At 38.0% G+C, this 26,754-nt stretch carries 15 protein-coding genes, 1 tRNA gene, 3 rRNA genes and 1 pseudogene; 9 read left to right on the forward strand and 11 right to left on the reverse strand.

Annotation, left to right across the window (positions count from 1 at the left end; genetic code table 11):
• Positions 1–29: 29 nt before the first annotated feature.
• Positions 30–4,265 carry a DNA-directed RNA polymerase subunit beta' gene (gene rpoC, locus CEP47_RS01255; protein WP_265482659.1) on the forward strand — a complete coding sequence of 1,412 codons (4,236 nt, stop codon included), beginning with the start codon at positions 30–32 and terminating at the stop codon, positions 4,263–4,265.
• Positions 4,266–4,378: 113 nt separating this feature from the next.
• Here rpoC and CEP47_RS01260 read toward each other — a convergent pair whose 3' ends face one another.
• Positions 4,379–5,785, reverse strand: coding sequence for a cytochrome-c peroxidase (locus CEP47_RS01260; RefSeq protein ID WP_261919782.1), 1,407 nt, complete (start codon positions 5,783–5,785; stop codon positions 4,379–4,381).
• A gap of 1,124 nt (positions 5,786–6,909) precedes the next feature.
• On the opposite strand from CEP47_RS01260, the gene CEP47_RS01265 reads away from it, so the two are divergent.
• The 7 genes and pseudogenes from CEP47_RS01265 to CEP47_RS01295 all read left to right on the forward strand — a co-directional run.
• Positions 6,910–8,331, forward strand: coding sequence for an anion permease (locus CEP47_RS01265; protein ID WP_261919781.1), 1,422 nt, complete (start codon positions 6,910–6,912; stop codon positions 8,329–8,331).
• Positions 8,332–8,430: 99 nt separating this feature from the next.
• Positions 8,431–9,219: a glutamate racemase gene (gene murI / locus CEP47_RS01270; protein ID WP_261919780.1), complete on the forward strand. Its 789-nt coding sequence runs from the start codon at positions 8,431–8,433 to the stop codon at positions 9,217–9,219.
• 310 nt (positions 9,220–9,529) lie between these two features.
• Positions 9,530–11,067, forward strand: a 16S ribosomal RNA gene (locus tag CEP47_RS01275).
• A gap of 69 nt (positions 11,068–11,136) precedes the next feature.
• Positions 11,137–11,212 (forward strand) — tRNA-Glu (locus tag CEP47_RS01280).
• A gap of 185 nt (positions 11,213–11,397) precedes the next feature.
• A 23S ribosomal RNA gene (locus tag CEP47_RS01285) occupies positions 11,398–14,297 on the forward strand.
• A gap of 191 nt (positions 14,298–14,488) precedes the next feature.
• Positions 14,489–14,604: ribosomal RNA gene (gene rrf / locus CEP47_RS01290) — 5S ribosomal RNA — on the forward strand.
• The 16S, 23S and 5S rRNA genes sit together here with 1 tRNA gene alongside, the layout of an rRNA operon.
• A 513-nt stretch (positions 14,605–15,117) precedes the next feature.
• A pseudogene (locus tag CEP47_RS01295) lies at positions 15,118–15,315 on the forward strand (MFS transporter); the annotation flags it as partial.
• 94 nt (positions 15,316–15,409) lie between these two features.
• Here CEP47_RS01295 and groL read toward each other — a convergent pair.
• The 3 genes from groL to CEP47_RS01310 all read right to left on the reverse strand — a co-directional run bounded on the left by groL (position 15,410) and on the right by CEP47_RS01310 (position 17,944).
• Entirely contained in the window at positions 15,410–17,050 is a 1,641-nt protein-coding gene (gene groL, locus CEP47_RS01300) for a chaperonin GroEL (protein ID WP_261919779.1), read from the reverse strand.
• Positions 17,051–17,075: 25 nt separating this feature from the next.
• Complete coding sequence (locus CEP47_RS01305; RefSeq protein WP_261919778.1) at positions 17,076–17,366, reverse strand: co-chaperone GroES; 291 nt, start codon at positions 17,364–17,366, stop codon at positions 17,076–17,078.
• Between the two features lie 125 nt (positions 17,367–17,491).
• Positions 17,492–17,944, reverse strand: a complete 453-nt coding sequence (locus CEP47_RS01310; protein ID WP_261919777.1) for an FxsA family protein — start codon at positions 17,942–17,944, stop codon at positions 17,492–17,494.
• A gap of 268 nt (positions 17,945–18,212) precedes the next feature.
• Between CEP47_RS01310 and aspA the strand changes: the two genes are divergently transcribed.
• Positions 18,213–19,631, forward strand: coding sequence for an aspartate ammonia-lyase (aspA, locus tag CEP47_RS01315; protein ID WP_261919776.1), 1,419 nt, complete (start codon positions 18,213–18,215; stop codon positions 19,629–19,631).
• 79 nt (positions 19,632–19,710) lie between these two features.
• Here the strand turns inward: aspA and rlmB are convergent, their stop codons facing one another.
• From rlmB to radC, 7 genes are all read right to left on the reverse strand, one after another.
• Complete coding sequence (rlmB, locus tag CEP47_RS01320) at positions 19,711–20,457, reverse strand: 23S rRNA (guanosine(2251)-2'-O)-methyltransferase RlmB (RefSeq protein WP_261919775.1); 747 nt, start codon at positions 20,455–20,457, stop codon at positions 19,711–19,713.
• 19 nt (positions 20,458–20,476) lie between these two features.
• Positions 20,477–22,795, reverse strand: coding sequence for a ribonuclease R (rnr, locus tag CEP47_RS01325; RefSeq protein WP_261919774.1), 2,319 nt, complete (start codon positions 22,793–22,795; stop codon positions 20,477–20,479).
• Between the two features lie 101 nt (positions 22,796–22,896).
• Positions 22,897–23,712, reverse strand: a complete 816-nt coding sequence (mutM, locus tag CEP47_RS01330; RefSeq protein ID WP_261919773.1) for a bifunctional DNA-formamidopyrimidine glycosylase/DNA-(apurinic or apyrimidinic site) lyase — start codon at positions 23,710–23,712, stop codon at positions 22,897–22,899.
• A 5-nt stretch (positions 23,713–23,717) separates the two neighbouring features.
• Positions 23,718–25,256: a phosphoethanolamine transferase gene (locus tag CEP47_RS01335; RefSeq protein WP_265482660.1), complete on the reverse strand. Its 1,539-nt coding sequence runs from the start codon at positions 25,254–25,256 to the stop codon at positions 23,718–23,720.
• A gap of 149 nt (positions 25,257–25,405) precedes the next feature.
• Positions 25,406–25,576 carry a 50S ribosomal protein L33 gene (rpmG, locus tag CEP47_RS01340; RefSeq protein ID WP_261919771.1) on the reverse strand — a complete coding sequence of 57 codons (171 nt, stop codon included), beginning with the start codon at positions 25,574–25,576 and terminating at the stop codon, positions 25,406–25,408.
• 11 nt (positions 25,577–25,587) lie between these two features.
• Entirely contained in the window at positions 25,588–25,824 is a 237-nt protein-coding gene (gene rpmB / locus CEP47_RS01345) for a 50S ribosomal protein L28 (RefSeq protein WP_261919770.1), read from the reverse strand.
• 228 nt (positions 25,825–26,052) lie between these two features.
• Positions 26,053–26,727, reverse strand: coding sequence for a RadC family protein (gene radC / locus CEP47_RS01350; RefSeq protein WP_261919769.1), 675 nt, complete (start codon positions 26,725–26,727; stop codon positions 26,053–26,055).
• Between the last annotated feature and the right edge of the window lie 27 nt (positions 26,728–26,754).

Consider the following 26,754-nt stretch of genomic DNA (forward strand, 5'->3'; position numbering starts at 1 on the left):
TAAATTTAAAACTCCACGGGAGCAAATCTGTGAAAGACTTAGTTAAGTTTTTAAAAACACAATCTAAATCAGGCGAAGATTTTGATTTAATCAAAATTGGCTTAGCCTCACCTGATATGATTCGTTCGTGGTCTTTTGGTGAAGTTAAGAAACCAGAAACCATCAACTATCGCACTTTTAAACCAGAACGTGATGGTCTATTCTGTGCCAGAATTTTTGGTCCAGTGAAAGATTATGAATGTTTATGTGGTAAATATAAACGTTTAAAACATCGTGGTGTCATCTGTGAAAAATGTGGTGTTGAAGTAACTCAAACCAAGGTTCGCCGTGATCGTATGGGACATATTGAGTTAGCATCACCAGTCGCTCATATCTGGTTCTTGAAATCTTTGCCATCTCGTATCGGTTTATTACTTGATATGCCATTACGTGATATTGAGAGAGTGCTATATTTTGAATCTTACATCGTAACAGAAGCGGGTATGACTGATTTAGAAAAAGGTCAGTTATTAACCGAAGAACAATTCCTTGAAGCGGAAGAGCGTTGGGGCGATGAATTTGATGCCAAGATGGGAGCGGAAGCAATTCAAGCCTTATTGCGTGGAATGGATCTTGAATTGCAATGTGAAACTTTACGTGAAGAATTACAAGAAACAAATTCAGAAACAAAACGTAAGAAAATCACAAAACGCTTAAAATTATTAGAAGCGTTTATCCAATCAGGCAATAAACCAGAATGGATGGTATTAACCGTATTGCCAGTATTACCACCAGATTTACGTCCATTAGTACCATTAGATGGTGGCCGTTTCGCTACATCGGATTTAAATGATCTATATCGTCGAGTTATCAATCGTAACAACCGTTTAAAACGTCTTTTAGATTTAGTTGCACCAGATATTATTGTCCGCAATGAAAAACGTATGTTACAAGAATCTGTCGATGCTTTATTAGATAATGGTCGTCGTGGTCGTGCAATTACAGGTTCTAATAAACGTCCATTGAAATCTTTGGCTGATATGATCAAAGGTAAACAAGGTCGTTTCCGTCAAAATTTATTAGGTAAACGTGTAGATTATTCAGGGCGTTCTGTTATCACCGTAGGTCCATACTTACATCTACATCAATGTGGTTTACCGAAAAAAATGGCATTGGAATTATTCCGTCCATTTATCTACTCAAAATTAGAAAGTCGTGGGATTGCTTCAACAATCAAAGCGGCGAAAAAAATGGTAGAAAGAGAAGAAGCGATTGTTTGGGATATTCTTGCTGACGTTATTCGTGAACACCCAATCTTATTAAACCGTGCACCAACATTGCACCGCTTAGGTATCCAAGCATTTGAACCAATTCTGATTGAAGGAAAGGCAATTCAGTTGCATCCATTAGTATGTTCAGCATTTAATGCGGACTTCGATGGAGACCAAATGGCGGTTCACGTTCCATTAACCTTAGAAGCTCAACTTGAAGCTCGTGCGTTAATGATGTCAACCAACAACATTCTTTCACCAGCAAACGGAGATCCGATTATCGTACCTTCACAGGACGTGGTTTTAGGTCTTTACTATATGACCCGTGAAAAAGTGAATGCGAAAGGCGAAGGTATGCTATTACAAGATCCACGTGAAGCAGAAAAAGCCTATCGAATTGGTGAAGCCGAATTACACGCTCGAGTAAAAGTGCGTATCACTGAATATACGAAAAACCAAGAAGGGCAGTTAGAGCCTCAAACGACTTTAACTGAAACAACTATTGGTCGAGCTATTTTATGGATGATTGCACCAAAAGGTATGCCATTTAGTTTGTTTAATCAAACTTTAGGCAAAAAAGCAATCTCTAGATTAATCAATGAAAGCTATCGCCGTTTAGGTATGAAAGATAGTGTTATTTTTGCTGACCAATTAATGTACACTGGTTTTGCATATGCTGCACGTTCTGGTTCATCTGTAGGGATTGATGATATGGTGATCCCTGAGAAGAAATATGAAATTATTTCTGCAGCAGAAGCAGAAGTGGCAGAAATTCAAGAACAATTCCAATCAGGTCTTGTAACTGCGGGTGAACGCTATAATAAAGTGATTGATATTTGGGCAGTTGCTAATGAACGTGTTGCCAAAGCTATGATGGAAAATCTTTCTACTGAGGAAGTGATCAACAGCAAAGGAGAACCTGAAAAACAAGCCTCATTTAATAGTATTTTTATGATGGCTGATTCAGGGGCTCGTGGTTCGGCGGCACAGATTCGTCAGTTAGCTGGTATGCGTGGTTTGATGGCTCGTCCAGATGGTTCAATTATTGAAACACCAATTACAGCAAACTTCCGTGAAGGATTGAACGTATTACAGTACTTTATTTCAACTCACGGGGCACGGAAAGGTTTAGCAGATACTGCATTAAAAACAGCAAACTCTGGTTACTTAACTCGTCGTTTAGTAGATGTTGCTCAAGATTTAGTTGTTGTTGAAGACGATTGTGGTACACACGAAGGCATCGTAATGACACCGTTAATTGAAGGTGGTGATGAAAAAGTTAGCTTGAAAGAGCTAGTATTAGGTCGTGTTGCAGCAGAAGATATCTTAAAACCGGGTACAGAAGAAGTCTTAATTCCTCGTAATACGTTACTAGATGAGAAATGGTGTGAAGTGATTGACCAAAACTCAGTAGATAGTATTAAAGTACGTTCGGTGGTAACTTGTAATACCGATTTTGGCGTGTGTGCGAAATGTTATGGCCGTGATCTTGCTCGTGGGCATTTAATTAACCAAGGGGAAGCAATAGGTGTTATTGCTGCACAATCGATCGGGGAACCGGGTACTCAGTTGACGATGCGTACTTTCCATATCGGGGGAGCGGCATCTGCGGCAGCAAAAGAATCGAGTGTTCAAGTTAAAAATACTGGTATTCTTCGTTTGAGCAATGCAAAATTTGTTACAAACAAAGAAGGTAAACTGGTTATTACTTCACGGAATACAGAATTAACAGTAATTGATAATTTTGGTCGTACCAAAGAGCATTATAAATTACCTTACGGGGCTATTTTAAATAAAGCTGATGGAAATGAAGTCAATGCAGGTGAAACAGTAGCAAACTGGGATCCACATACTATGCCGGTTGTTTCTGAAGCATCAGGCTTTATTAAATTTGTTGATATTATTGATGGCTTAACTGTTACACGTCAAACAGATGAATTAACAGGGCTTTCTTCTATTGTGGTACAAGATGTTGGTGAACGTGCTACCGCAGGGAAAGATTTACGTCCAGCCTTAAAACTTGTTGATGCACAAGGTAATGATATCTTAATTCCAGGCACAGAAGTACCAGCACAATACTTCTTACCAGGAAAAGCAATTGTTACTTTAGATGATAATGCTGAAGTTTATATCGGGGATTCATTAGCTCGTATTCCTCAAGAATCATCTGGTACAAAAGATATTACGGGGGGCTTACCTCGAGTTGCAGATCTTTTTGAAGCTCGTAAACCGAAAGAACCAGCTATTTTAGCGGAGATTTCAGGAATCGTTTCATTTGGAAAAGAGACTAAAGGTAAACGCCGTCTATTAATCACCCCAACAGAAGGCGAAGTGTATGAAGAGATGATTCCAAAATGGCGTCAGCTTAACGTCTTTGAAGGTGAGATGGTACAACGTGGTGATGTGATTTCTGATGGTCCAGAATCACCGCATGATATTTTACGCTTGCGTGGCGTTCGTGCAGTAACAGAATATATCGTAAATGAAGTACAAGACGTTTACCGCTTACAAGGGGTAAAAATTAACGATAAACATATCGAAGTTATTGTGCGTCAAATGTTGCGTAAATGTATCATTACCAATGCTTATGATTCAGAATTCTTAGAAGGTGAACAAGCGGAAGTGGCACGAGTTAAAATTGTTAACCGTAAACGTGCCGAAGAAGGTAAACCTTTAGTTGAGTTTGAACGTGAATTATTAGGTATTACTAAAGCATCATTAGCTACAGAATCGTTTATTTCAGCGGCTTCATTCCAAGAGACAACCCGAGTGTTAACTGAAGCAGCGGTAGCGGGTAAACGTGATGAATTGCGTGGCTTAAAAGAGAACGTGATTGTTGGACGTTTGATCCCTGCTGGTACAGGTTTTGCATATCATCAAAATCGTATGAAAAAACGTGTAGAACAAGCTGCGGAAAAAACACTCACACTTTCTGTTGAAGAGCCTGAAAGCACTAAAGTAAGTGCTGAAGATGCAGCAGCAAGTTTGGCTGAATTATTAAATATGAATAATTAAGCTTAGAAGTGATTTATATACCCCACATTTTGTGGGGTATTTTTTTACTTACTAACAAACATAAAAAATAAAGGCTAAATAAATATTTAGCCTTTAATTATTTGATTGAATTATTATTCAACAGTTAATGTTTTACCTTGATATTCCCCAGTCAAACTGTGTAAGAAGTCAACAATATCATCAACATCCTGTTTAGGTAATACCACTCCACTTTGATATTTTAACATTACTTCAACAGCTTGATGTAAGTCTTTAGCAGAAGCATCGTGGAAATAAGGTGCAGTTAAAGCAATATTGCGTAAGTTTGGTACTTTGAATCTGAATTTATCTCTCGGATCTTGGGTTTGTGAATAGCGACCATAATCTGCTTCAGTGATAGGCGTGCCTCTATCTGCAAAATAATCACCTTTTAATCCCATCAATTCATAGGATTGACCACCTAAAGTAACACCACTGTGGCAGGTATCACATTTATATTTTTGGAATAATTCATATCCTCTTACTTGAGCTTGAGTTAATGCCGAGCTATCACCCTGTAAATAACGATCGAATGGGCTATTTGGCGTGATTAACGTTTTTTCAAATTCCGCTATCGCATTTGTAATATTTTGCTTAGTAAAGCCATCAGGGTAAACTTTAGTGAAGGCTTGTTTAAAGTTTTCATCTTGATTGAGTTTATCAATGATCTCATTCCAATCTTTTGAACCCATTTCAATCGGATTTAGTGGTGGTCCACCAGCTTGATCAGCGAGATCTTTCGCACGACCGTCCCAGAATTGAGCAAAATTAAATACAGCGTTGTACACAGTCGGTGCATTGATTCCACCTTTTTGCCCAAAAATTCCTGTTGAGGTTGGTAATTGATCAACACCACCTGTGGTTAAACTATGGCAAGTCGCACAAGAAATTGTGCCATCACCAGATAGAGCTGTACTATGGAACAGAACGTTTCCTAATTCAACTTTTGCTTGATCAACAGGAATATGTTGTGGAATAGGTTGAATAAAGCGAGTTGCCGATGTACCTTCTGTATTTTCTGGTAAGTGATAACGTTGACGTTGTTCTCTGATCCAATTGAGCAATGTTTCTTGTTCTTGAGAATCAAGAGAAGATCCCCAATGCAAATGAACGAAAGATTTTAATGGCATTTCATTATTTAAGATGACACGCTCTAATTTTGCTAAGGTTGCGGTCGAAATTTTTTCAGGATCATTAGCATAGGCAGTAATTTCATCTAATAAGAAATGTGCTTGCCCTTCAGCAGCATCTTTTGAGGTAAGATTTTTGATGATAGGTAGGCTTGCATAGAAAGGTTTTTCAGATTGTGGACTATGACAATATTGACAGCCATTCTGATAAAATATTTTTTCTACCGCTTTAAATTGTGGGTCGGTACTTTCACTCTTACTTAACCATAAATTTTCTTGTTGTTTATCAAAATGGTGGACATACCCGACCATCCCGAAAAAGCCGATAGCTATTGCTGCACCAACAGACAATACCAATTTCTTTTTTTTCATAAAAGCCTCTTTACATTAATAGAAAGTTTGAAGTCAATATATTAACTAAAATAGTTGTTTTTAAATTGATTAGTATCAAGAAACATCATCAGTTATGTAAATTGAATTGATAGTTATATAAATATATTTCAACTAAAGTGAGATGTTTAACCTTTATTATCCTAAATTAGTTAAACGATTAAAAGTCGAGGTAGGACGGTAGGACAAGCAATGATTGAATTAAGAGAGGTAGTTTATTTTGATGATGGTACGCCTTTTGAGTATACCATTGCTACTATTAATAGCGATCTTTTTAATATTCATCAAATTACCAGTAGAAATTAAGTAAAATAAAAACCACCTAATTTTGTGAGAAAATAAGGTGGTTTTTTTATAATTAAAAATCAACAGGCACTTTATTTTCAATCATATGCCTTAGTTGCTTTGTATCAGGAAATGGATTTTCTTTTATTTGAGCTATAATTCCCGTTAAAGCAGTGTATACAACATAGAGTTTATTTTCATTTAACTTGCAATCTAAGATTTCAAACTATCGGTCGGTTAGTATAAATTTCGCATAATTTAGTTTGCTGATTAAAATGCTTACAAATACCGTCACCTTCGATCTAGAGCACTTAAAATAGGATTTTTATCAAGATTCATACAACATAATCCACATTGATCGCAGTAAAAGTCGTTGTCATTTTGTAAACAGATTAATTTAGTCATATCAAACGAGATCTTTTTTTATCAGATCCTTTCTATAAAAATTTTTAATCCTGAATAGTTCAAAAAGTAAGTTTCTTGAGCTGGAATTGTACAAAAAAACAACTGCACAATCTTAAATTATTTCATTATCGATCTTCGGTGAAAAAGGATATTGTTCAGCCTTTGAACAATATCGTGCGATGTACAATATAGCTGGATAGGAAAAGGATATAGATTATTAAATTTTAAAATTTAGTTAATTTTTAAGTTACTTTTTGTAACTAATTATTTAATCTTTTTTTAGTAGATAAGAAAATAATAATATTTTTTGATTCAAAATAAGTTTTGATAATAAATATATAACGATTACTTTTTAGTGATTATATATTTATTTTAAAATATATTTAGATGAGTAAATTTTAATAAGGAAGGATTAAATGAAATTAGCATTTAAAGTGCCTCAATTATTAGGTATCGTAATTCTAACAGGTTTGTTATATATACAAACACCACCAGCTGGATTATCTATTGAAGGTTATCATTTAGCATTATTATTTATTGCTACCATAGCTTCAATTGTAATGAATATTATGCCTACGGGTGCGATAGCTGTGTTATCAATAGCCGTTTATTGTATTTTCTTACCTGTTGAACCAACAGGTAAAGCAGCAATAGCAATGGCATTAAAAGGCTTTAATAATAGTTTACTTTGGTTGATTGTCATTGCTTTTATGATGGCGAGAGCTTTTTCTAAGACAGGTTTAGGCGAAAGAATATCCTTAATTTTATTAAGTAAATTTGGTCAATCTTCTTTAAGAATAGCGTATTGTTTAGGATTAGCTGATTATATTTTAGCACCAGCAACACCGAGTAATACAGCCCGTTTTGCTATCATTTCACCTATTGCAGACAGTTTAGCAAAGACGATTAACTCTGATGATAGAAAATTAGGTGAATATTTGATTTCTAATGCTTCTGCAATGAATGATGCTTCAGCTGTTGGGTTTAGTACTGCTTTTGCAGGAAACTTAGCTTTAATTGGAATTGCAGCGAATTTATTAGGAATTAAATTAACTTTTGGTATTTGGGCTAAATATTTATTACTTCCATCATTTTGCTTGTTCTTATTAATCCCTTTTATTTTATATTTGTTTATTTCTCCTAATACGAAAAAAACACCTGAAGCACCTCTTTTTGCGAAAGAAAGATTAAAAGAAATTGGGAAAATACAATCTCAAGAGATTATGTTAGCAGTCATTTTTATTGCTTTAGTTATTATGTGGATTTTAGGCTCAATATTAAATCTAAATGCGACAGGTGCCGCCTTTATTGGTTTATCCGCAATGTTAATGTTTGGAATATTAAGTTGGGATGATATTAAATCTGAAAAAGGAGCGTGGGATACCTTAATTTGGTTTTCGGTATTGATGGGAATGGCGGATCATCTAAGAACCTTAGGCGTTGTTCAATGGTTAGGTTCTCAAGTTTCTACTGAGTTATCAACTTTAATGCACGGTGCTTCGCCACTGCTTTTTTTATTTGTGCTAATGTTTTTCTTTTTATTAACGTCTTATTTATTTGCTTCAGGTACGGCAAAAGTTGTGGCATTAGGTGGTGTGATTATTGGAACCTTACTCTCTCTTGGAGTTGAACCTATGATAGCGGTATTATCCGTTGCGGGTGTAATGAATATTGGTTGTAACTTAACAACTTATTCTCATGCACGTAATCCCTTAGCTATGGGCTATGGCTATCATACCACAGGAAAGTGGATGGTTAATGGGGTGGTGATTGTCTTCTCTGGATTTATTATTTTTATGTTGACTGGATTAATTTGGTGGAATCTTTTAGGTTTTTAGTTCTGGAATAATAAATGAAGATTAAAATCTCTGACTTGAATACGTTATTAAAGCAGGGTAGCATTTGCATTATCTATTGATGATTATTTATAGCTAGAAATGACGCCAACAATTTTAATTTTTGATTCAGGTATGGGCGGATTGAGTGTTTATCATGAAATTCGCCGGCAGTTACCTGAAGCACATTATATTTATTGTTTTGATAATGCATTTTTTCCTTATTCAGAAAAACAAGAAGCTTGTTTAATTGAACGAGCTCTCTTTATATGCGAGAAAGTTTGCTCTAATTATCAGATTGATATTATAGTAGTTGCTTGTAATACCGCTAGTACAGTAGTGTTACCCGCTTTACGAAATAAATTTTCTTGCGCTATTGTTGGTACCGTCCCAGCAATTAAACCTGCTGCAAAGATATCTAAAACCAAAGTTATTGGATTATTAGCGACTAAAGGTACTATCAAGCGTGCTTATGTTGATCAACTGATACAGCAGTATGCACAGGACTGTGAGATAAAACGTTTAGGTAGTACTAGATTAGTTGAAATTGCAGAGCAAAAGCTATATGGAAATATGGTAGAGATGAGACAAATTGAATCTTCTGTAGCAGAATGGCAGAATGAAATTGAATTAGATACCGTAATTTTAGGTTGTACACATTTTCCATTACTGAAACAAGAATTACAATTTTGTTTACCTCAAGTTAAATTCTTTTTGGATTCAGGTGCTGCTATAGCAAAGCGCGTAAAATCATTATTAAATATAAATGAAATTAAAAACAGTGGTTTAAAAACAAATTTAATGTTAGCGACAAAAGCATTAGATCACCAAGATCGTTTTATTTTCTCAATGAGAAGCTGGGGATTTGATCGTTTTATGATCTTACACTGAGAGAAAAATGGCTTTGGAAATATCAAATTACGAATAAAAAATAATTAAATTGTTTTTAAAAACAGCAAAAAAATTAAAAAATCAAAAAAACTTAAAAAAAGAGTTGCAAGTTGATTAGATATGCCTATAATACGCAGCACAACGACACGCCGTTGAAGAGATGAGAGAGTCAAGCGTGTCGTTTTTTGTTCTTTAAAAAATCATCAGACAATCTGTGTGGGCACTTGGAGGCGTTGAGGCGTCCGAGAGTGCTGAAGAAGAAGTCAGTAAGAGCGGATGTCGATTCAAGAATTGAAAGATTAAAAAGATTAAATTGAAGAGTTTGATCATGGCTCAGATTGAACGCTGGCGGCAGGCTTAACACATGCAAGTCGAACGGTAGCAGGTAAGTACTTGTACTTATGCTGACGAGTGGCGGACGGGTGAGTAAAGCTTGGGAATCTGGCTTATGGAGGGGGATAACCATTGGAAACGATGGCTAATACCGCATAGTATCGAGAGATTAAAGGGTGGGACTTTTTGCCACTTGCCATAAGATGAGCCCAAGTGAGATTAGGTAGTTGGTGGGGTAAGGGCCTACCAAGCCGACGATCTCTAGCTGGTCTGAGAGGATGGCCAGCCACACTGGGACTGAGACACGGCCCAGACTCCTACGGGAGGCAGCAGTGGGGAATATTGCGCAATGGGGGGAACCCTGACGCAGCCATGCCGCGTGAATGAAGAAGGCCTTCGGGTTGTAAAGTTCTTTCGGTGATGAGGAAGGTGTATTGTTTAATAGATAATGCAATTGACGTTAGTCACAGAAGAAGCACCGGCTAACTCCGTGCCAGCAGCCGCGGTAATACGGAGGGTGCGAGCGTTAATCGGAATAACTGGGCGTAAAGGGCACGCAGGCGGATGGATAAGTGAGATGTGAAAGCCCTGGGCTTAACCTGGGAACTGCATTTCAGACTGTTCATCTAGAGTTTTGTAGAGAGGGGTAGAATTCCACGTGTAGCGGTGAAATGCGTAGAGATGTGGAGGAATACCGGAGGCGAAGGCGGCCCCTTGGACAAGAACTGACGCTCATGTGCGAAAGCGTGGGGAGCAAACAGGATTAGATACCCTGGTAGTCCACGCTGTAAACGATGTCGATTTGGGGGTTGGACATAGTTCTGGCTCTCGTAGCTAACGTGATAAATCGACCGCCTGGGGAGTACGGCCGCAAGGTTAAAACTCAAATGAATTGACGGGGGCCCGCACAAGCGGTGGAGCATGTGGTTTAATTCGATGCAACGCGAAGAACCTTACCTACTCTTGACATCCTAAGAAGGTCTTAGAGATAAGACTGTGCCTTCGGGAGCTTAGAGACAGGTGCTGCATGGCTGTCGTCAGCTCGTGTTGTGAAATGTTGGGTTAAGTCCCGCAACGAGCGCAACCCTTATCCTTTGTTGCCAGCGATTAGGTCGGGAACTCAAAGGAGACTGCCGGTGACAAACCGGAGGAAGGTGGGGATGACGTCAAGTCATCATGGCCCTTACGAGTAGGGCTACACACGTGCTACAATGGCGTATACAGAGGGAGGCGAAGCTGCGAAGTGGAGCGAACCCCAGAAAGTGCGTCGTAGTCCGGATTGGAGTCTGCAACTCGACTCCATGAAGTCGGAATCGCTAGTAATCGCGAATCAGAATGTCGCGGTGAATACGTTCCCGGGCCTTGTACACACCGCCCGTCACACCATGGGAGTGGGTTGTACCAGAAGTAGATAGCTTAACTGCGAGGGGGGCGTTTACCACGGTATGATTCATGACTGGGGTGAAGTCGTAACAAGGTAACCGTAGGGGAACCTGCGGTTGGATCACCTCCTTACCGAAAAGAGGTCTTTGGGTGCTCACACAGATTGTTTGATGGGAAGTAAAGAAGGGTATCGTCAAATGTGTCCCCATCGTCTAGAGGCCTAGGACATCGCCCTTTCACGGCGGTAACCGGGGTTCGAATCCCCGTGGGGACGCCATTTGACGGTATCTTTACGATACATTGTTCTTTAAAAATTTAGACACAAGCAAAGAAACGAGAAGAGTACTCAAGCGACCGAGAGGTTGTGAAGTATTTGAGAGAAGAAGTGTTGAAGCGAAAGGCGATACTTCTGATAAGCATCAACCACAAAGGCAAAGTAAATCAAAGCATTTGAGGTTGTATGGTTAAGTGACAAAGCGTACACGGTGGATGCCTAGGCAATCAGAGGCGAAGAAGGACGTGCAAATCTGCGAAAAGCGTGGGAGAGTCGATAAGAGGCGCTATCATCCCACGATATCCGAATGGGGAAACCCGATAGATGAAGAATCTATCATTCCTTTGTGAATCCATAGCAAAGGAAGGCAAACCGGGAGAACTGAAACATCTAAGTACCCCGAGGAAAAGAAATCAACCGAGATTCCGTCAGTAGCGGCGAGCGAACGCGGAAGAGCCGTTAGAGATAATAATAAAGCTAAAAGAAGTGGCTGGAAAGCCAAACCAAAGAGGGTGATAGTCCCGTATTTGAAAGCGTTATTATGGTACTAAGCTAACAACAAGTAGAGCGGGACACGTGATATCCTGTTTGAAGATGGGGGGACCATCCTCCAAGGCTAAATACTCCTGATTGACCGATAGTGAACCAGTACCGTGAGGGAAAGGCGAAAAGAACCGTGGCGAACGGAGTGAAATAGAACCTGAAACCGTGTACGTACAAGCAGTGGGAGCCCCTTTTAGGGGTGACTGCGTACCTTTTGTATAATGGGTCAGCGACTTATATTTTGTAGCAAGGTTAACTGAATAAGGGAGCCGAAGGGAAACCGAGTCTTAACTGGGCGATAAGTTGCAAGGTATAGACCCGAAACCCGGTGATCTAGCCATGGGCAGGTTGAAGGTTGGGTAACACTAACTGGAGGACCGAACCGACTACTGTTGAAAAAGTAGCGGATGACTTGTGGCTGGGGGTGAAAGGCCAATCAAACCGGGAGATAGCTGGTTCTCCCCGAAATCTATTTAGGTAGAGCCTTGAATGAATACCTTTGGGGGTAGAGCACTGTTTCGGCTAGGGGGCCATCCCGGCTTACCAACCCGATGCAAACTCCGAATACCAAAGAGTAATGTTCAGGAGACACACGGCGGGTGCTAACGTCCGTCGTGGAGAGGGAAACAACCCAGACCGCCAGCTAAGGTCCCCAAGTCTATATTAAGTGGGAAACGAAGTGGGAAGGCTTAGACAGCTAGGATGTTGGCTTAGAAGCAGCCACCATTTAAAGAAAGCGTAATAGCTCACTAGTCGAGTCGGCCTGCGCGGAAGATGTAACGGGGCTAAATATAGCACCGAAGCTGCGGCATCAGACGTCTGTCTGTTGGGTAGGGGAGCGTTGTGTAAGCCGTTGAAGGTGAATCGAGAGGTTTGCTGGAGGTATCACAAGTGCGAATGCTGACATAAGTAACGATAAAGGGGGTGAAAAACCCCCTCGCCGGAAGACCAAGGGTTCCTGTCCAACGTTAATCGGGGCAGGGTGAGTCGGCCCCTAAGGCGAGGCTGAAAAGCGTAGTCGATGGGAAACGGGTTAATATTCCCGTACTTGGATAAACTGCGATGTGGGGACGGAGTAGGTTAGGTTAGCGTACTGCTGGATATGTACGTTTAAGTTGGTAGGTGGGTGAACTAGGCAAATCCGGTTCACCGCTAACACTGAGAAATGATGACGAGACACTAAGGTGTTGAAGTAACTGATACCACACTTCCAGGAAAAGCCACTAAGCTTCAGGTTTATCTAAACCGTACTGAAAACCGACACAGGTGGTCAGGTAGAGAATACTCAGGCGCTTGAGAGAACTCGGGTGAAGGAACTAGGCAAAATAGCACCGTAACTTCGGGAGAAGGTGCGCTGGCGTAGTGTGAAGTTCTTCGCGAATGGAGCATGAACCAGTCGAAGTGACCAGCTGGCTGCAACTGTTTATTAAAAACACAGCACTCTGCAAACACGAAAGTGGACGTATAGGGTGTGACGCCTGCCCGGTGCTGGAAGGTTAATTGATGATGTTATCGCAAGAGACGCATCTGATCGAAGCCCCAGTAAACGGCGGCCGTAACTATAACGGTCCTAAGGTAGCGAAATTCCTTGTCGGGTAAGTTCCGACCTGCACGAATGGCGTAATGATGGCCAGGCTGTCTCCACCCGAGACTCAGTGAAATTGAAATCGCCGTGAAGATGCGGTGTACCCGCGGCTAGACGGAAAGACCCCGTGAACCTTTACTATAGCTTGACACTGAACATTGAATTTTAATGTGTAGGATAGGTGGGAGACAATGAAGATGAGACGCCAGTCTTGTTGGAGTCAACCTTGAAATACCACCCTTTAACGTTTGATGTTCTAACGAAGCACCCGCACAGGTGCTCGGACAGTGTCTGGTGGGTAGTTTGACTGGGGCGGTCTCCTCCCAAAGTGTAACGGAGGAGTACGAAGGTTTGCTAATCACGGTCGGACATCGTGAGGTTAGTACAATGGTATAAGCAAGCTTGACTGCGAGACAGACACGTCGAGCAGGTGCGAAAGCAGGTCATAGTGATCCGGTGGTTCTGCATGGAAGGGCCATCGCTCAACGGATAAAAGGTACTCCGGGGATAACAGGCTGATACCGCCCAAGAGTTCATATCGACGGCGGTGTTTGGCACCTCGATGTCGGCTCATCACATCCTGGGGCTGAAGTAGGTCCCAAGGGTATGGCTGTTCGCCATTTAAAGTGGTACGCGAGCTGGGTTTAGAACGTCGTGAGACAGTTCGGTCCCTATCTGCCGTGGGCGTTGGAGAATTGATTGGGGTTGCTCCTAGTACGAGAGGACCGGAGTGAACGCACCGCTGGTGTTCGGGTTGTGTCGCCAGACGCATTGCCCGGTAGCTAAGTGCGGAAGAGATAAGTGCTGAAAGCATCTAAGCACGAAACTTGCCAAGAGATGAGTTCTCCCAGTCTATAAGACTGTAAGGGTTGTTTAAGACTAAGACGTAGATAGGCGGGGTGTGTAAGTGTAGTGATACATTGAGCTAACCCGTACTAATTGCCCGAGAGGCTTAACCATACAACGCTCAAATGTTTTGGGGAGTGGGTACTCTTGAGTAGCTTGTGACTAAATAACTTAACGAATGTTAAGCCGTTAACTGGTGAGTTTAACGTTATCTTTATCAACAAATAAAGAAAATTAACAAACTCACGAAAGAACGAAACAAACAGAGAACAACAAATAACAAACAACAAGATAAAAAGAATTTTCCCGGCGGTCATAATGCAGTGGTACCACCTGATACCTTGCCGAACTCAGAAGTGAAACGCTGTGATGCCGATGGTAGTGTAGGGTCTCCCTATGTGAGAGTAGGGTACCGCCGGGGTTAATTAATTAGAGAGAATAGAAAAGCACAAACATAAGTTTGTGCTTTTTTGTGCTTTGATTTTAGAATCATTTTATAAAAATGATATTTAATAAATTAAATGTCATTTATGTGTAAGTTATAACTCTCTTATTGATTGTTTAATATCATCAATAGTATATCCTCTATTGTCTAATTCTTGTTTTGCCGCCGCCGCTTTTAATGGGCTAGTATTTCTTTCATTTTTGAAGATTTTTGCTAATTCTCTGTCTTTTTAAGTATTTTTAATAGTATATATTTAGTGTAAATAAAAAGACCATAGAAATAGTATTTAAAAAGCAACAAACTTTTTTAAAAATGGAATTTTAAAAGTTAATAGAATGAGTATAGTATAGTTATTAATATACTCAAATACTGCAGGTGATCATCACTTTATCATACCTAACGCAATGCCTGATGCAGATTTATGAGATACATCAGTTGCTAATAACCCACCAAGAAAACAAAGCTAAATTCCTAAAGTAATACCAAATTATGATGGGATTATTTGGCTATGTGGGAGCATCGTTAGGTGAGTTTTTAACAGGTTTTATGATTGATAAGACAACAACTATTGTTGACGATGAAAAAATTTATGATTTTGCTAGCCTTTCATATTTCTGGATTGGGGCTGATTTTATGTCAGTGATTGCTGCTACGATTTTTGCAATAATGATATATTTGAAAGAATGAAAAGCTGTTATAGTTAGATGAAAAGTAAAGATAATAAAAAAACAGCACCTAAGTGCTGTTTTTTGTATTTAATAAATGAATGAAATATAGGGGATTACATCATACCGCCCATTCCACCCATACCGCCCATGCCTGCTGGCATATCAGTTTTATCATCTTTTGGTAATTCAGTTACCATACATTCAGTGGTGATCATTAAGCCTGCAACAGATGCCGCAAATTGTAGAGCTGAACGAGTTACTTTAGTTGGATCTAAAATACCCATTTCGATCATATCACCGTAAGTTTCTGTGCCAGCATTGTAACCAAAGTTACCTTCACCTTGTTTAACAGCGCTTGCTACAACAGAAGCTTCTTCACCTGCATTGGTAACGATTTGACGTAATGGGGCTTCCATTGCACGAAGAGCTAGTTTAATGCCAACATTTTGTTCTTCATTATCACCTTTTAGATCTGCTATTTTGCTTGCAGCACGGATCAGTGCAACACCACCACCAGCAACAACGCCTTCTTCAACTGCAGCACGGGTTGCGTGAAGTGCATCTTCAACACGCGCTTTTTTCTCTTTCATTTCAACTTCTGTAGCAGCCCCAACTTTGATAACTGCAACACCACCAGCTAATTTAGCAACACGTTCTTGTAATTTTTCTTTGTCATAATCAGAAGTTGCTTCTTCGATTTGTTGACGAATTTGTGCTACACGTCCTTGGATTTGAGCTTGTTCACCAACGCCATCAATAATAGTGGTGTTATCTTTAGAAATGACGATACGTTTTGCTTGACCTAGATCTTCTAGGGTCGCTTTTTCTAATTCCATACCAATTTCTTCAGAGATAACAGTACCATTGGTTAGGATTGCGATGTCTTGTAACATTGCTTTACGACGATCACCGAAGCCCGGTGCTTTTACAGCAGCCACTTTTACGATACCACGCATTGTGTTGACTACTAAGGTTGCTAAAGCTTCACCTTCAACATCTTCAGCAATGATGGCTAAAGGTTTACCTGCTTTTGCAACAGCTTCTAATACAGGTAACATTTCACGAATATTGGAGATTTTTTTATCAACTAATAAGATATAAGGGCTATCTAGTTCAACGGTGCCTGTTTCTGGTTTATTAATGAAATATGGTGATAAATAACCACGGTCGAACTGCATACCTTCAACTACGTTTAATTCATCTTCTAAACCACTACCATCTTCAACGGTAATCACACCTTCTTTACCAACTTTATCCATTGCTTGTGCAATCAGTTTACCAACAGTGCTATCAGAGTTAGCCGAGATAGTACCTACTTGTTCAATTGCTTTGGAATCGGTGCAAGGAACAGATAATTTTTTTAATTCTTCTACTGTTGCAGCAACGGCTTTATCGATACCACGTTTTAAATCCATTGGATTCATACCAGCAGCAACTGCTTTCAAGCCTTCATTTACAATAGCTTGAGCAAGAACAGTTGCAGTGGTGGTACCATCACCTGCTGCATCATTTGCTTTAGAAGCAACTTCTTTTACCATTTGTGCACCCATATTTTCGAATTTATCTTCTAATTCGATTTCACGAGCTACTGAAACACCATCTTTAGTAATAGTTGGGGCACCGAAAGATTTATCTAAAACAACATTACGTCCTTTAGGACCTAAAGTAACTTTTACTGCATCTGCAAGGGTATTTACCCCTTTTAACATTTTTACACGAGCATCATTACCAAATTTTACGTCTTTTGCTGCCATTTTCTTTTTCCTTCTTTACACTATATTATTCAACAATTGCTAAAATATCATTTTCAGAAATAATTAAGACTTCTTCACCGTCAATTTTTTCTGCTTTTACGCCGTAACCATCATTAAAAATAACGGTATCACCGACTTTAACATCTAATGGTTGAACATTGCCGTTTTCTAAAATACGACCTTTACCCACAGCTAATACTTTAGCACGAGTAGATTTTGTTGCTGCTGAACCGGTTAAAACGATACCACCTGCAGATTTTGTTTCAACTTCTTCACGTTTAATAATTACACGATCATGTAATGGACGAATATTCATATATACTCCTTAAAATTAGCATGTTGAGAAATAACGCACTAAAAATGGGGGACGATTTAGCAGTTTCAAGGGGGGAGATAAATATTTATTCTAAATTCCTCTATTTAATTTTAAATAAGAGAAAGTTAATGTAATTTTTTATCATCATCTGCTTTCTTTTGATATTCCGCATCAATGATGTCGTCTTGGTTGGGAGTAAAAGTTGAGTGGTGGTGTGAAAAAAGATGAATTTTGCGACTGATAAAAGCTTCTAAGGATAAGCCAACAGAAGGAATTAGAAGGAATAGAGCGAGAATATCAGTAAGAAGGCTTGGGATAAAAAATAAAATACCCGCTAAAATCCAGATACCTGATTGGAATAAGGCTCGGGTTGGTAGTTCTCCCCGTTGTAATTGACTGCGGACACTAAGCAGGGTGTAAAGTCCTTGAGTGCGAATCATAAACAGCCCAATACAAGATGATAGAAAAAGTAAAGCTAGTAGTGGTAGTACTCCGATAGCTGAGCCTAACCAAACTAAGAGAGAAACTTCAAGATAGATAAATGAAAATAGGATTAAAACAAACATAAGTAGTGGCATAGCTGCTCCTTGTAATCAAAACCTTTTTATAGCATAGGTTGGTGGTATTAAATTTCAACTATTTTAGTGCGGTTTAGTGACATATTTAAATAAAAAAAGCTAATGGATTAGATAAAATTATATTGACTAAATGGCTTTTAACTTTGTGATCTTTATCACATAAAAAAAGTAGATTGCTTTCTATAATATGTTTGAACCAATCAAGGATATATAGGTAAAAACATTTATATCCATCTTATATCTCAATAAATTATCTAAGGAGTTCAAGATGAGTAATACACGCAAAGAAGTAGATTTATTAGGTGAAAGAGAGATTCCTGCTGAAGTGTATTGGGGAATTCATACTTTACGTGCGGTTGAGAATTTTAATATTTCGAAGGTAACAATCTCCGATATTCCTGAATTTGTGCGTGGTATGGTGATGGTCAAAAAAGCGACTGCAATGACAAATGGAGCATTAGGGGCAATACCACAGCAGGTGGCAGATGCAATTGTCTCTGCTTGTGATCACATCTTGACTACTGGGAAATGTATGGATCAATTTCCATCAGATGTTTTCCAAGGTGGTGCAGGCACTTCCGTAAATATGAATGCAAATGAAGTGGTTGCAAATCTTGCCTTAGAAATAATGGGACATAAGAAAGGTGAATATCAATACGTTGACCCAATGGATCACGTTAATGCAAGCCAATCAACGAATGATACCTACCCAACAGGATTTCGGATTGCGGTTTATAACAGTATTATGCAACTTGTTGAAAAAATTAGATATTTACAACAAGGTTTTGAGAATAAAGCGATCGAGTTTGCGAATATATTGAAGATGGGGCGGACACAATTACAAGATGCGGTGCCGATGACTGTTGGTCAAGAATTTAAAGCTTTTGCGGTCTTGTTAGAAGAAGAAGTTCGTAATTTAACTAATACTTCAGCATTATTGCTAGAAGTCAACCTAGGTGCAACTGCTATTGGTACAGGTCTAAATACTCCTGAAGGTTATACTGATTTGGTTGTACAAAATTTATCTAAAGTAACAGGGTTACCTTGTGTTAAAGCTGAAAATTTAATTGAAGCTACCTCAGACTGTGGTGCATACGTTATGGTTCACGGTGCATTAAAACGCACAGCAGTGAAATTATCTAAAGTGTGTAATGATTTACGCTTGCTTTCATCTGGTCCTCGAGCAGGCTTAAATGAAATTAATTTACCTGAATTACAAGCAGGTTCTTCCATTATGCCAGCGAAAGTAAACCCAGTTGTGCCTGAAGTAGTAAACCAAGTTTGTTTTAAAGTGATGGGGAATGATTTTACTGTCACTATGGCATCTGAAGCGGGACAATTACAATTAAATGTTATGGAGCCTGTGATTGGGCAAGCTATGTTTGAATCTATCAGTATTTTAACCAATGCTTGTGTTAATTTACGGGATAAATGTATTGATGGTATTACAGTCAATAAAGATGTTTGTGAAGGTTATGTATTTAATTCAATTGGTATTGTAACGTATCTCAATCCATTTATTGGACATCATAATGGAGACTTAGTAGGTAAAATCTGTGCTAAAACAGGGCGTGGTGTGAAAGAAGTCGTGTTAGAACAAGGTTTACTAACCGAAGAAGAACTAAATGATATTCTTTCTATTGAAAATCTAATGCACCCTAAATACAAAGCAAAACTTGTAAAATAACACTCATCAGTAATTGCTAGAGAGCAAAAAGATCAAAAGTGCGATTTAACTCGCACTTTTTTTGTTAAGAAATAAAAAATTATATTTGTCGTTGACGAACGATTTCAAACAGACAAACTCCCGTTGCAACAGAAACATTTAATGATGAAACTGAACCAGCCATAGGGATACTGAGGAGTTGATCGCAATGTTCACGAGTTAACCGTCTCATTCCTTCTCCTTCTGCTCCCATAATAAGAGCAATGGCACCAGTTAAATTAGCTTGGTATAAACTTTCGCTTGCTTCTCCTGCTGTGCCAACAACCCAAATATTGTATTTTTGTTGTAGTTCCCTTAATGTTCTGGCAAGGTTAGTGACACGAATTAATGGCACGGTTTCTGCCGCACCGCAGGCAACTTTTCTTACTGTTGCATTCATATTAGCCGATTTATCTTTAGGAACGATCACTGCATCAATCCCTGCTGCATCAGCAGTACGTAAACAAGCCCCTAAATTATGCGGATCTGTTATGCCATCTAAAATTAATAAAAAGGGCGGTTTTGTACGAGTAGGATCTAACAAAATGTGCGTTAAATCTTGTTCATTCAACTCTTGAGCTGGTTGAATCCGAGCTATAATACCTTGATGAACTTCACCATTGGATTTTTTATCCATAGTAGTTCGGTTTAGATATTGTATGCTAATGCCTAAATTAGCTAATTCGGTTAAGAGGGGGTGTAAGCGTTTATCTTCCCTCCCTTTTAAGATAAAAACTTCAATTAAACGTTCAGGTGCATTTTCTAAGAATGCTGTAACAGCGTGAATACCGTAAATTTGTTCGCTCATAATTATCCTTGTAATACAATTATTTTTTCTTTTTGTTTTTTTTCGTTAATTTAACTTGAAATGTACGAGATTTTTTACCATTTTTATTTTGTTTTTGACGAAGATATTTTTTATTTTTTTCTCTAGCTGTTTTTCCTTTTCTTCTCACGGATCTTTCACTGGAAATAAGATTAAAATCTAGCGTACGTTGTTCGAGGTTGACGGCAACGACTTTAATTTTTACAGGATCACCCAGACGATATAGCATACCACTGCTTTCTCCGATTAAACGTTGACCTGCTGGATCAAAGCGATAGTAATCGTGAGTTAATGTTGAAATGTGAACCAGTCCATCAATAAAGAGATCGTCTAAACGTACGAAAAATCCGAAACCTGTTACACTAGAAATTGTACCACTGAAGATCTCACCAACGTGATCTTGCATAAATTCACATTTAAGCCAATCTGCAACATCACGTGTGGCATCGTCAGCTCGGCGTTCAGTCATCGAACAGTGTTCACCAAGTTGATCGATCTGTTCCAAATTATAATGGTAAGCCCCTCCTTGTTGATAAAGTTTAGGCGTATTGGTTTGCTTTGCTAAGAGGGCTTTTATTGTTCGATGTAAACTCAGATCAGGGTAACGGCGAATAGGGGAAGTGAAATGTGCATATTCTTTTAGCGCTAAGCCAAAATGCCCAATATTGTCAGCAGAGTACACTGCTTGGCTAAGAGATCGTAACAGCATTGTTTGAATTAATTCTTTATCGGGACGATTTTGTACTTTTTCCATTAACTGAGCATAATCGCTTGGGCTAGGTTGTAGCCCACCAGATAATGTTAAACCACACTCACGTAAAAAATCTTTGAATGAGGTTAATTTTTCTTCACTTGGTTGGGCATGAATACGAAATAGTGCAGGTACTTGATGAGATGCAACAAAATTAGCCGCAGCGATATTGGCTAAGATCATACATTCTTCAATAATTTTGTGGGCATCATTGCGTTTTAGTGGCTCAATCCGTTCAATCCGACCTTGAGTGTTAAAAATAAATTTTGTTTCGATAGTTTCAAATTCTATCGCCCCTCGCTGTTGCTTAGCTTGTTGTAATACTTTAAACATTTGATAAAGTTGATTGAGATGAGGCACAAGATGTTGATAACGCTGAGATAAAGCTTCATCTCCTTGTAAAATTTTCCAAACTTTATTGTAGGTTAAACGAGCGTGAGAATTCATCACTGCTTGATAGAATTGATACCCTGTGATTTTTCCTGTCGTTGAAATGGTCATTTCACAAACTAGACATAAGCGATCAACTTGAGGATTGAGTGAACATAAACCATTAGATAGTTTTTCTGGTAACATTGGAATAACACGATTAGGAAAGTAAACCGAGTTACCTCGTTGATAAGCACTGCTATCTAATGCGGTTTTAGGGCGAACATAATAGCTAACATCAGCAATAGCAACCCAAAGCGTCCAACCACCATTAGGATTTGCTTGGCAATATACGGCATCATCAAAGTCTCTTGCATCTTCACCATCAATTGTTACTAAGGGAAGTTGTCGCAGATCAACTCGCCCTTTTTTTGCTGACTCAGGTACTTCTTCACTTAGATAGGTAATTTCTTGTTGAACCGTTTCAGAGAAACTATGTGGAATTTCATAATGGCGGAGTGCTATTTCAACTTCCATACCTTTGGCTAAATTGTCACCCAGAACCTCAATAATCGTTCCTATTAATTTGTGATTGTTTCTGCGTGGGGTTAATTCAACTACTACCACTTGTCCCATTCTTGCACCAAGCCTAGCTTCATTGGGAATTAAAATATCTTGGTTAATTCGACTATCATCAGGTACGACATAGCCAATCCCATCTTCTGAGAAAAAACGTCCAACAATATGTTTTTTACGTCTTTCAATAATTCGTTTAATCCGAATTTCTTGCCGTTCACGTTTGTCAGTGCCTTTTAGTTGAGCTAAAACTTGGTCTCCATCTAAGACTTTTTGCATTTCAATATTGGGGATAAAGTAATCATCTTTTCTACCTTCCACTTGTAAAAAGCCATAGCCATCTCGATGTCCTAGAACAGTTCCTTTTAAAAAACCTTGTGTTTCAGGTAAAGCGTAGCGTTTTCGTTTTGTTAAAATTAATTGCCCACAATTTTCCATTGCACGAAGACGTCGGCGCATAGCTTCTTGTTGTTCTTTATTCTTTAAGTGAAAGATAGCTTGAATTTCTTCACGACTTAGCGAATTTCGTTGTTGGATAGTTGATAAAATCAGCTCTCGACTTGGAATCGGATTGCCATATTTAGCGACTTCTTCGGCATAATTTGGATCTTGGTATTTCAACATAATATTTCCTTGTTGTTGAGCGGATTCAATATGAATGGTGGATAAGGGCTGTGTATAAGTCTGACACTAACGAAAACAGATAACAAGATAAGAATATGATTTTACTTTCTAGTTTGGCATTGCGGACAATAGAAACTATTGCGTTGCCCAATTACCATACTTTCAATCAGTTGCCCACAAGTTACGCAAGGCTGAGCTTTTCTACCGTAAACCAGTAATTGTTGTGCAAAATAACCGGGACGACCATCAGGTTGTAGAAAGTCTTGTAACGTTGTTCCGCCTTGTTTAATCGCTTCGCTTAACACTTTTTTTATGGTGGTAACAACTTGTTTTGCTTCAGATTGGGTTAATTTCATTGCAGGCATTGTGGGATGGATACCACAGAGAAATAGGCTTTCATTAGCATAAATATTACCCACACCAACAACAATTTGGTTATTCATTAAAAATGTTTTAATCGCAGTAGTTTTTTTTCTACTTACTTGATAAAGATAATCTGCTGAGAATGCTTCAGTAAGTGGTTCAGGGCCTAATTTAGTGAGTAATGGATAATTTTCTAAATCCTCAACCCAAAGCCAAGCACCAAATTTTCGAGGATCGTTATAACGTAAGATTTTGCCATTATCCAACAGCATATCAATATGATCGTGTTTTTGTGGTGAAGCCGTGTTTTCAACTAAACGTAATGAACCAGACATACCTAAATGCACTAAAATATACCCATTATTTAATTTAAAGATTAAATATTTAGCTCTGCGTTGAATTTCAAGAACAACTTGATTGGCTAAATCAAATAGTTCAGGGCTGATTGGATGGCGTAATTTAGCAGTGCGAATAGTCAAAGTTTGAATGGTTGCACTTTTTACATAGGGTAAAATACCATTTTTGGCAGTTTCAACTTCAGGTAATTCAGGCATAATAGTTAATGTTTATTTTGTTTAGGATTAATGAATTCTATCTTACCATTTTGTTGAACTTTATAATAGCCATTATCCCCTGTTAGAAGATTGCCATTGACATATCCAACATCACAACCAGCAATAGGCATTTTATATCCTAGTAGATCGATAATTAGAGTAGCTAATTGTTGATGATAACCTATTTTACATGCTGAAAAGATATGATTAATTTCCTGTTGTAATACAGTATCTGGAGTATAGATAAATAATGGAACAATATAATTATCATTTACGGTTGTTCCTTGATTATAAACTTGGTCAGTAACATATTGTCCATGATCAGAGGTATAAATTAATATCCAATCTTTTTCAGGACGTTGTATTAATTTTTGATAAATTTGTTTGATTAATTGATCAGTGTGAAAAATAGTACTGTCATATTTATCAATAATTGTTGTATCTCCAAATACCATTTCTTTTGGCTCTAACCATTTTCCATAAGGTGTATGTGAACCACGCTGATGAAGAACAATAAAATTATTATTTTTATTTAGATTAATTTTCTCAAACAGTGGAATAAGGTGATTATCACTAATATTTTCATAAGGGTCATAGCCTAAATGAGTTGGAAAAATAATATGTTCTATCCAACGTTTTCCAAATAAACTAGTAATAGCCATTTCCATTTCTGCTTGAGCCGTATAAAAATACGTATGAAAATTATTTTCTTTTGCTAAGCGAAATAAACTAGTATTCCCTTGATTAATTTGAGTCATTCCATTTGGATATGGAATAGCATTGAAAAAAGAAGGTAGAGAAATAGCTGTCATTTTACCAGCAGAGTAAATTGGAAGTAATAATCCTTTTTGATCTTCTTGCATTTGCTCAAAGAAAGGTGTCGTTTTTCTAGAATAGCCAAAAGCACTAACATGGGTAGCTGTTTCTGCTTCTCCCATAATAAGAATAATATTTTTGATTTTAGGAGAATGATTTTTTTCAGGTGTTTTATGCGTATATTCAGGCACAGAGCTTAAAGAAAAGAGTTGGTAAGGTAAAATACGTCCTAAAAAATAACCAAAACTATAATAATTAGCTTTTATCCTACCATAATTTGTTTTTGGTGAAATACCATGTTCTTGAGAAGTACTAAATGATCTGATTGAAATATAGACTATTAAAAGAATAAAAAGAATATCGGAATAAACATAAGTTTTACGTCTATATTTTGCAATAGAGAGAAAAATTAAGCAATCTACCGTTCCCCATAATAAAGGTATGATAAGTTTATCAAGCATAGGTATGCCTGCCGCATATACTTCATGCCATTCTTTAATTGCTAAATAATAATTTAATCCATTAACCCAATTTTGATAAACTGCAAAGTGGATATTGTTAATGATGATACTGAGAAAAAAGAAAAAGAATATAAATAGGCGAGAAAGTTTAAAGCGAGCAAAATAATACAAACTGACAAAGAGTAAGGTTATTAAATAGTTTTCTGGGGCTTTAGTTAAGCCAATAGGAGGGATTGAATTAACTATCCGATAACCGATTTCACTCATAAATAGCATTAGAGTGAAAATATTTATAATAACGAAATCTCTTTTAAATCCACTTAATTTTGCAATAAACATAGAAACTTTTCTCAGGATAAAGTAAGTATGTAAAAAAACCCGAAATAAATTCGGGTTTTTAAATTGGTCAGCTGAAATTATTTAATTTTAGCTTCTTTATAAATAACATGCTTACGAACTACTGGATCAAATTTTTTGATTTCCATTTTTTCTGGCATATTACGTTTATTTTTAGTTGTTGTGTAGAAATGACCAGTTTCAGCAGTAGAAACTAATTTAATTTTCTCACGAGCACCTTTTGCTGCCATTTTTCAGCTCCTTAGATTTTTTCGCCTTTAGCACGAAGATCAGCTAAAACTGCATCAATGCCTTTTTTATCAATAATACGCATACCTTTAGCGGTAAGACGTAAAGTTACGAAACGTTTTTCACTTTCAACCCAGAAACGGTGAGTGTGAAGGTTTGGTAAAAAACGACGGCGTGTAGCGTTCATAGCGTGCGAACGGTTATTACCTACCACCGGACGTTTGCCTGTTACTTGACAGACTCTGGACATTTGTGATTCTCCAATAATTAATTAAAGCTTAAGCTAGCTGGTGCGGGTTACCATAATTAACAATTTCAAGGAATCTATTAATCTTTTTATGGCTACCTCGTCAGGTATAAAACCCGACCCACTTCCTCATTAAAGGTCGTGGATTATACTTGTTTTATTCTTTTTTCTCAAGAGAAAATAGGTCAAAGATTGATATTTTTCTTATTGAAATTAAGTAGTTTTATTTTATCAATATAACATCGCATTTTCTGCTAATGAAAAAGGTTCGCCTTGTCCAATGATAATGTGATCCAGTAAACGTACTTCAATTAGTTCACAAGCTTGATTGATCTTTTTGGTTATATAAATATCTTCAGAGCTAGGCTGGGTTTTACCCGAAGGGTGATTATGTGCCAGAATAATGGCGGCTGCATTACAAAATAAGGCGGATTTTATGATTTCTCTAGGGTGAACCGTTGCACTGTTGATTGTGCCTAAAAAAAGGGTTTCTTTTTTAATTAGAAAATGTTGGTTATCTAAAAATAACACCATAAACATTTCTCGTTCTCGTCGAGCTAATTCTGTTTGCAGATAGAGTTTAGTAATTTGAGGATTATCGAATAACGTTCTTTCGCTGAGTTCTTGATTTAAATAACGTTTAGTCATTTCAACACAAGCTTGTAATTGAATAAATTGTGTTTTTCCTAAGCCTTTAACCTCACAAAAGTTTTCTAAAGGGGCGGAGAGTAAATGATAGAGTGAACCAAAATGTTGTAATGCGTGTGTTGCTAATTGTATTACAGGGCAGTTTTTTATACCTGTGCGTAGAAAAATAGCAAGTAGTTCTTGATCGCTAAGGGATTCAGCACCTTGTTGTAGTAATTTTTCTCGAGGCATTAAATGATTCGTTTGGGATGTTAGCATAGTATGTTCAGCATTAATTTAAATTGG

Source organism: Mergibacter septicus, from assembly GCF_003265225.1.
Lineage (GTDB): Bacteria > Pseudomonadota > Gammaproteobacteria > Enterobacterales > Pasteurellaceae > Mergibacter > Mergibacter septicus.